The sequence below is a fragment of the Salegentibacter lacus genome (genome assembly GCF_020164555.1).
GTDB classification, from domain to species: Bacteria; Bacteroidota; Bacteroidia; order Flavobacteriales; family Flavobacteriaceae; genus Salegentibacter; species Salegentibacter lacus.
On sequence record NZ_JAIQZB010000015.1, the window covers coordinates 107,564 to 115,374 of the forward strand.

A 7,811-nucleotide genomic window follows, 5' to 3' on the forward strand; every position below is an offset into this window, starting at 1 on the left:
TCCAAACAGAATTATGACAACATCAATAAAACACTTACATATTTAAGCCTTGCAAAATTTTCTCCTCATAATTTAATCTCTTAACAATGAAATCATTTATACTCAGCTGCTATATTTATTGTTTTTCAGTAACAATATGTTTTGCCCAAAATCAAGGTGACAGTTTAAGAATTAACGAACAGGAATATTTGGAAATGCGTGGACTCAACGTTATGCTCGCGCACGATTTTTACCCGGAAAGTCATCAGGGAGGAGTTGGAATTATCCAAAATGGAATCAGAGTCGCAACCAATGGCGATTTAAGACTAGAACCAACACCGGGGCAGTGGCAGCCGGTTCCAAAAGTTGGAGAGCGTTTTGTAGACAGGGAAAAGAATAACATTAGCGTAAAAATGGCTTATCCCGATGAAGCCAAAAACCGAAAAGGCTTTAATCCCATTGAATATCCCGAGCTGGAATTTTCGTATAACCTGAAAATAATTCCGCAGGGAAAATCTTTTAAAATCATCGTAGACCTTGATGAAGCTTTGCCGGAAGAATGGATTGGAAAAGTTGGAATGAATATAGAATTCTTCCCTGGCTACCTTTTTGGAAAATCCTATTATATGGATAACGAATTTGGTATTTTTAACCGCCAGGCGAATGGGCCGGGTTCTATAAATAAGGATGGAGAATTTGAAATAGATCCAATGGCCACGGGTAAAGAACTGGTTATTGCACCCGAGACGCCCAGGCAAACTTTAAAAATTGAAAATCTAAAAGGAAATGAGTTAGCGTTAATAGATGGCCGTGCCCAACATAGTAATGGCTGGTTTATAGTAAGGTCTTTAGTGCCAAGTGGCGCTACAAAAAATGCCATAGAATGGCTTATTACTCCGAACACGCTGGAAGATTACACTTATGATCCCGTGGTGCAAATTTCTCAAGTAGGTTATCACCCTGCCCAGGAAAAAATTGCAATTATAGAAACCGATCAAAATGACACCAGCGTAAAAGAAGCTAAATTGTTACGGGTAGATAATCAAGGTGGGTTTACCGAAATTATTTCAGAAAATCCTTCGGAATGGGGTGAATTTCTTAGGTATAAATATTATCAGCTGGATTTTACAAATATTAAAGAGCCAGGTATGTATGTGGTACAATACGGCGATTATACCACTGAAGCTTTTCAAATTAGCAAAGATATATATAAACGTGATGTTTGGCAACCCACTTTAGAATATTTCCTGCCGGTTCAAATGTGTCATATGCTGGTAAACGACCGCTATAAAATCTGGCACGGCCGCTGCCATTTGGACGATGCGAGAATGGCGCCGGTAGATACCAATCATTTTGACGGCTACCTGCAAAGCCCTGAAACCCTAACCAGTTTTGAGCCCGGCGAACACGTTCCAGGACTTGATGCCGGCGGCTGGCACGATGCCGGGGACTACGACCTTAGAATAGAATCACAGGCTTCTACCATACAGGGACTTTCACATATTTATGAGATTTTTGAGGAAGATTATGACAATACCACGATAAACCAGGAAACAAAAACGGTAGATATTTTACAACCCGATGGAAAACCCGATTTTCTTCAGCAAATTGAACATGGGACCATCCATATCGTAAACGGCTACAAGTCTTTGGGCAGGTTTTATCGTGGGGTAATCGTCCCAACTTTAGACCAATATGTTTTGCTGGGTGATCCGGTAAATCATTCTGATGGTGAGATTTATAAAGAAACAGATACTTCAACAGAAATTCCGTTAGGGCAGGAAGGCGCGCCAGATGACCGCTGGGTGTTTACTGAAGACAATCCGCGTAGGGAAATGCAAAGTGCCGCGGCGCTGGCTGCCTCCTACAGAACACTAAAAGATTTTAATACAGAGCTTGCCGAAGACGCCCTGGAAATCGCCGAAAAAACCTGGGAAAATACGAATACAGATAATCCTGTGCATAAACTCAGTTTAAGCGTAGAACTTTTTAAAAGTACTTCTGATGATAAATATGAAGATTTTATAACTAAAAATACTGAAATTTTCAGCGAAAATATTGCTCAAACCGGCTGGGTAATCGCAGCTGTTTTTGATGAAATTCAGGATGAAAATTTCAGAAATAAAATAAAAGCTTCCGTAGAAAGTTATTATCAGGAAGTAGAAAAAATGGGAGCGCAAACCCCTTACGGAATGCCTTACGAACCCGATATTTGGGGTGCCGGCTGGGGAATTCAGAATTTTGGTATGAAACAGTATTTTTTACATACCGCTTTTCCTGAAATTTTTCCGAAGAAATATATGCTGAACGCACTCAACTTTGTTTTGGGAACGCATCCGGGGGTAAACACTTCGTCCTTTGCTTCTGGGGTTGGTTCGCGCTCTTTAACCCAGGCCTATGGGATGAATCGAGGCGATTTTTCTTTTACTCCCGGCGGAATTGGCTCCGGAACGGCATTAATTCGTCCCGATTTCCCGGAATTACTGGAATGGCCTTTCCTTTGGCAACAAACCGAATATGTTTTAGGTGGCGGTACTACAGATTACCTGTTTTTAGTACTAGCAGCGGATAAACTTTTGAATGAGAGACAAGAAGCTAAATTCCCAGATTAAAATTGGCTATTAAGAATTAAAAGCCTGACAATTTCAAAAAATCCAGGTTATATTATTTTTAGGCTTGATGCAAAAAAACGCCCAATCCTTTGCAGAATTGGATATTATTATCTTAATTACCTGATATTCAAATGAACTAGCGGAGGAAGCGGAACTATACGAAAATAGCTAAACCCTACTATTATTGATGTTTGAGAAAGATCAAAATTCTGGTGTAACCGGATTTGACACCTTTAACATAACTTTATTTTTAAAACTTATAATTATGTTCTTTTAAACGCTGCTGTCTATTGGCGATTAACCGTCTTTGTTGGCATTAGTACATTTTAGTCTACAAATGTTTCTCTCAGTACTTCTTTACATTTTCGAATCTCGGATTTAAAAGCAAGAGCAAACCACAAACTGTTTTTTCTTCTTCTATTTCAAGAATCTCCCAATTGTTTTCAAGGATTTTTTTTGAAATAAAATCGGGTTGTCCACCTTTATTATAGAGGTCGAAAAATTCGCTGTATATGTCAGCAAAAGCGTCACTGTCTTTTATGGCTGTTCCCCAATTTCCCAGGTCTGTTTAGTCTTTTTAAAATGGCTTATAACGTCTCGTATAAAAACTGTGCGAGCGGGCGTTTGTGATTGTCCGCCTGACAATCCGCTGAGCAAGAGAGCACGGAGTTTCGATTTGAGACAGGTTTTAGCATTGTTTTTATATTGTGTGTGTGCCCAGCATGGGCATCTTTTCTTTTACCGAAAGGTAAAAGATTAATCTAAAGGGTGCAAGTCCCTTATGGGCAGGGGTGACGCCTTGAACCATTAGTAAGCCGCAAGGTTGCCAACTGCGAAGTTGGGACTGAAGGAAGCGGGACTACAAACCCTGGTACTGACGAACAGGAACCGGATATGTATAGATAACGTCCAAATAACAGGACTCCAATCTATTCTAAAAGCTCACGGTAAACAATACGCCCGGCAGATAGAACGAGGGGAATATCAGGCGTCTCCAATACTGGGAGTTGAAATACCAAAAAGCAACGGGAAGAAACGTTTACTCGGTATTCCCACGGTTGTCGACAGGGTATTTCAGCAAGCATTACATCAGGTTTTGCAACCCGTATTCGAGCCAGACTTTCAAAAGCACAGTTATGTGTTCAGACCAAACCGCAATGCCCATCAGGCAACTGCACAGAGCCTGGAAAATATAAATTCTGGTTATAGACACATCGTGGATATTGACTTAAAGAGTTTCTTTGATGAAGTGGCCCACGATGTTTTATTAGACTTGATATTCAAAAAGGTAAAATGCCGGGCTACTTTAAAGTTATTGCGGTCATTTTTAAGAGCTCCGATACAAATTAACGGCAAGTTGCATAAATGCAGGAAAGGACTCCCGCAAGGTCCTCCCTTAAGTCCTTTGCTCTCCAATATCCTGCTCAATGAGTTGGATAAAGAACTGGAAAAGCGAGGGCACCGCTACGTGAGATATGCCGATGATTTTAGTATTTACGTTCGAAGTAAACCCGCTGCGAAACGCGTAGGCAACAGTATCTACAAATTTCTGCGGGATAAACTCCAGCTTCCAATCAATAGGAAGAAAAGCGGAATACGTAAGCCTTTAACCTTTCAGGTACTGGGATTTGGTTTTGTGCCAACCTACAAGAAAGGAGAAAAGGCCAAACATCAGCTTGTGGCAGAAGCATCAAAATGGGATACATTTAAGGCTAAACTTAAATATATTACCAAAAAGACCATTCCTGCAAGCTTTGAAGAACGTATCCACAGAATCAATTTATTGCTAAGGGGCTGGATAAACTACTTCAAACCGGCATCCATTCTAGGAAAGCTTAAAAAGCTGGAAGAATGGTTAAGGAATCGTTTACGGTATTGCATTTGGCATCACTGGAAAAAGCCCGAACGAAAACGGAAAAACCTTATTCGGTTGGGAATTAATCCACCAGACCAGGCTTATGCCTGGAGTCGTACCCGAATGGGCGGCTAGGCAGTGGCTCAAAGTCCCATTCTGCGTACTACCATCACCGTAAAACGCTTAAAAATGAAAGGTTATGTTAGTCTAGTCGAATACTACAATCGATGAGTTTCATTGTTGAACAGCCGTATGCGAGACCCGCACGTACGGTGGTGTGAGGGGTGCACTCCGTCATTTGATGGCGGAGCCATCCACTCGATTGGCAATAGTTTTTTAATTCCAGGTGAAATTTATTTATTGTCAAGGACAACATATAAAAAGGAAAACAAGAAGATTAAAGACAGAATTGAATTTCCAATTAGTCCAAAAAGATATTTATTTCCTTTCTCTTTACGTTCCTTAAATCCAACAAAAACTCCACCAACGCTTAATCCATAAATTATTACACCATATAGAGCATAATAGATATTTTGGTCGTCTGTGAGTCCTAATTCTGTCCAAAATTTATTTGAGATAATGGCCAGAATAAATAAAATTATGTTGATCAGTAAAATTTTGTTTGTAGTAGTCTTTGTCATATTTGTAAATTATTGCCAACGTTGCGTGTAAAAATTGTGCCCCTTTTCAGGCTAATGATTTTGGGCCATTGCTTTTACATAGTGTTATGCAGCGGTTTTTTTAAATTTTTATTTTGTCCGGATTTTGCCTGTTGGAAAAAAGAGATAAAATTTCAATGGTTTCATTATTTTGTCGGTAGTAGAGATTATTAAATTTTGAAACCACCGCTCTTCTAACAGTTTTCTTCTGTTTGGAAGTTGGGAAGAGTTCTGGATTTTTAGAAATTAATTCAATTGTATGATCAAGTTCCTGAGAGAAATTTTTAAGTTCTCTGCCCGTCCAGTTTTTTTCTAAATGTTCTAAGGTATCTTCTAATTCGGAAAGTGCGTGGTCAGTCCATCGAATTTTATAACCACTTTTCATATAATTTTCTTGCTTCTGAATGAGATTTTAATTTTCCGGAATCAGCATCTTTAATTCCTTGTTCTATAGACTTTTTCTCTTCTTTGGAGATTTCTTTCCACCAGTCCGTTTTCTCACTCTCGCGCAACTTCATTATTTTTTCAATGATGGATTGATCATTCAGGGTTGACAACCACTGAATTAATTCTATTTTTTTATTTTGAAGATTTATGTCCATAACTCAAATTTACAATTTTGAACTTAAATATCTCTGATTGTTCAAATGTTTTTAACTGCTGCATAACGTCTCGTATAAAAACTGTGCGAGCGGGCGAGCTTGATTGTCCGCAGGACAATCCGCTTAGCAAGCGAGCAATAAGTTTCGATTCAAAACTGGATTAAGCATCTTAAGTTTTTATATGTTGTTACCTACTGTGGCTAAGCTATAAACTTCCTACATTGTAAATAGAGTATCAAATCTTCCTTCTCGTATTTTTATTATCTCACCCGTTTCCGGATTAATTATATCAAATTCAAAAATTCCTGATACGATTCTTTTTTCTTCGTCAAATTTTGTTATTTCCAGAAATCCAAAACCTCCACTTTTTGTAGTTACGTCATAATGTTCATTAAGATTTACTGAACATTCTCCGTAATGATTGCCTTCACTATTTTCCGATAAATTATATTTTTCACCTTCTTCTATTTTGGATTTTACAGAACCTATAATTATTTGGGAAATAATTTGATTTTCATCTTCTGCGCTTAAACTGAAATAAAAACCGTCATCTACAAATTGATAGTAGCAATTAAAATAATTATTCTTTTCCACAAATGCTTTTCCATTTACCAAGCAACCAAATGTTCCTTCTCCCGTCGTAGTTTTAGCAGGTAAACATTCAATAGGGTTCTCACAACTTTCATCTTTTGAACACGAAATTGATAAAATCAAAATCAGGGATGTTAAAATGGTAAGTATGCTATTTTTCATAAGTTCCGATTTTTGTGGCCATTGTAGGTAACGTCTCGTATAAAAACTGTGCGAGCTGGCGTGCGTGATTGTCCGCAGGACAATCCGCTAAGCAAGCGAGCAGTGAGTTTCGATTTGAGACAGGTTTTAGCATTGTTTTTATAAGTTGTTGTATGGTGTTTTTTATCAGTAGTTAAATGGGGATAAAACATTAAAATAATTCTCTTGCGATTAACACCGATCATTATAAATCCAACTCCACTTCCAAGTAAATTAATAGTTAGTCCGCCCTTATGCTCTTTTTTAAGTCCGCTATAATAAACGATGAGCACTAATCCGAGCATAATTGAGGCAAGAGCTAATATTATATTAATCATTTTTATTTTTTTTTAATACCATACAACGTCTCGTATAAAAACAGTGCGAGCTGACGAGCCTGATTGTCCGCAGGACAATCAGGCGTTGCAAGCGAACAAAGACTTTCGATTTGTGACAAATTTTAGCATTGTTTTTATATAGTGTTACCTGCAGTTTTTTAGCTTACCCAGGAACTAACCACTTCTTTTAATTTCCAATTGCCTCCTTTGAATTCATATAATCGATATTCTCCGCTGCCACATAAAAATCCGCAAACCTGACCGATATGAATTATTGCCTTATCGAAAATCTTATTAAAAATAGGTTTAGAAATTGTTAGATACCCTTTTGGGCATTTGGATAAATCTTGAAAATTTAAAAAGTCCGATCCCTTTTCTTCTTGAAATGCTTTTAATTCTTCCTCAGACAGTATTTTTTTATTTTCCACAAGATTTGAAGTCAGTTCAAATTTTTCGTCCAGATCAGTTACCGTTTTCAATTCCTCTTTCGAATTGAGGTCTAAGTATTGGGAAATTAAATTATTCTCTTCATTGAGAATAGATTTCAAGTGATAATCTTTTTCTCTAATACAACCTAAGGTGAGATAGTCGTCATCATCGTTGGATAAGATGGAGCTAATTAAGTTCTCAGTCTCAATTCCATCCTTTCTTATATACTCTGCTCTGTTAAACTCAGAACAACTTGCAAAAATCAAGAAGAACAATATTATATAAATTCTCTTATTCATATTCTGTTATTCATAATTGCTGGTAACGTCCCGTATAAAAACTGTGCGAGCTGGCGTGCGTGATTGTCCGCAGGACAATCAGCTAAAGCAAGGAGCACGATGTTCGATTTGAGACAGGTTTGAGCATTGTTTTTATACACTGTTGAACTAAACCTAAAGGTAGCTTCAAGAGATCGCTAAATCACTATTCACTACCTTTAAGTATCTCTAATTATAATATTGAAAGTTATGAAAAAAAAGTAGTACCCTCATTGACAGGGCTTGTAA

General features: G+C 37.9%; 8 protein-coding genes. 2 read left to right on the forward strand and 6 right to left on the reverse strand.

The window, feature by feature from the left end; all coding sequences use genetic code 11:
- Window positions 1-86 precede the first annotated feature (86 nt).
- Window positions 87-2,591, forward strand: a complete 2,505-nt coding sequence (locus LB465_RS13100) for a glycoside hydrolase family 9 protein (protein WP_224470321.1) — start codon at window positions 87-89, stop codon at window positions 2,589-2,591.
- Between the two features lie 838 nt (window positions 2,592-3,429).
- On the forward strand, window positions 3,430-4,581 hold the full coding sequence (gene ltrA, locus LB465_RS13105) for a group II intron reverse transcriptase/maturase (protein ID WP_449619100.1): 1,152 nt from the start codon (window positions 3,430-3,432) through the stop codon (window positions 4,579-4,581).
- 218 nt (window positions 4,582-4,799) lie between these two features.
- Here the strand turns inward: ltrA and LB465_RS13110 are convergent, their stop codons facing one another.
- From LB465_RS13110 to LB465_RS13135, 6 genes are all read right to left on the reverse strand, one after another.
- Entirely contained in the window at window positions 4,800-5,087 is a 288-nt protein-coding gene (locus tag LB465_RS13110; protein ID WP_224470322.1) for a hypothetical protein, read from the reverse strand.
- Between the two features lie 100 nt (window positions 5,088-5,187).
- Window positions 5,188-5,490 (reverse strand): type II toxin-antitoxin system RelE/ParE family toxin, encoded by a 303-nt coding sequence (locus LB465_RS13115; protein WP_224470323.1) that lies wholly within the window; start codon window positions 5,488-5,490, stop codon window positions 5,188-5,190.
- Entirely contained in the window at window positions 5,474-5,707 is a 234-nt protein-coding gene (locus tag LB465_RS13120) for a hypothetical protein (RefSeq protein WP_224470324.1), read from the reverse strand. Before LB465_RS13120 ends, LB465_RS13115 begins: the two co-directional genes overlap by 17 nt.
- A gap of 216 nt (window positions 5,708-5,923) precedes the next feature.
- Window positions 5,924-6,460, reverse strand: a complete 537-nt coding sequence (locus LB465_RS13125) for a hypothetical protein (protein WP_224470325.1) — start codon at window positions 6,458-6,460, stop codon at window positions 5,924-5,926.
- Window positions 6,457-6,816 (reverse strand): hypothetical protein, encoded by a 360-nt coding sequence (locus LB465_RS13130; protein WP_224470326.1) that lies wholly within the window; start codon window positions 6,814-6,816, stop codon window positions 6,457-6,459. Before LB465_RS13130 ends, LB465_RS13125 begins: the two co-directional genes overlap by 4 nt.
- A 158-nt stretch (window positions 6,817-6,974) precedes the next feature.
- A complete protein-coding gene (locus LB465_RS13135; RefSeq protein ID WP_224470327.1) occupies window positions 6,975-7,544 on the reverse strand; it encodes a hypothetical protein in 570 nt (189 codons plus the stop codon).
- Window positions 7,545-7,811: the final 267 nt, after the last annotated feature.

Coding starts and splice junctions, on each gene's coding strand:
- LB465_RS13130 (WP_224470326.1), bottom strand. CDS start 6,816: ATGATTAATATAATATTAGCTCTTGCCTCAATTATGCTCGGATTAGTG.
- LB465_RS13135 (WP_224470327.1), bottom strand. CDS start 7,544: ATGAATAAGAGAATTTATATAATATTGTTCTTCTTGATTTTTGCAAGT.
- LB465_RS13115 (WP_224470323.1), bottom strand. CDS start 5,490: ATGAAAAGTGGTTATAAAATTCGATGGACTGACCACGCACTTTCCGAA.
- LB465_RS13125 (WP_224470325.1), bottom strand. CDS start 6,460: ATGAAAAATAGCATACTTACCATTTTAACATCCCTGATTTTGATTTTA.
- LB465_RS13100 (WP_224470321.1), top strand. CDS start 87: ATGAAATCATTTATACTCAGCTGCTATATTTATTGTTTTTCAGTAACA.
- LB465_RS13110 (WP_224470322.1), bottom strand. CDS start 5,087: ATGACAAAGACTACTACAAACAAAATTTTACTGATCAACATAATTTTA.
- LB465_RS13120 (WP_224470324.1), bottom strand. CDS start 5,707: ATGGACATAAATCTTCAAAATAAAAAAATAGAATTAATTCAGTGGTTG.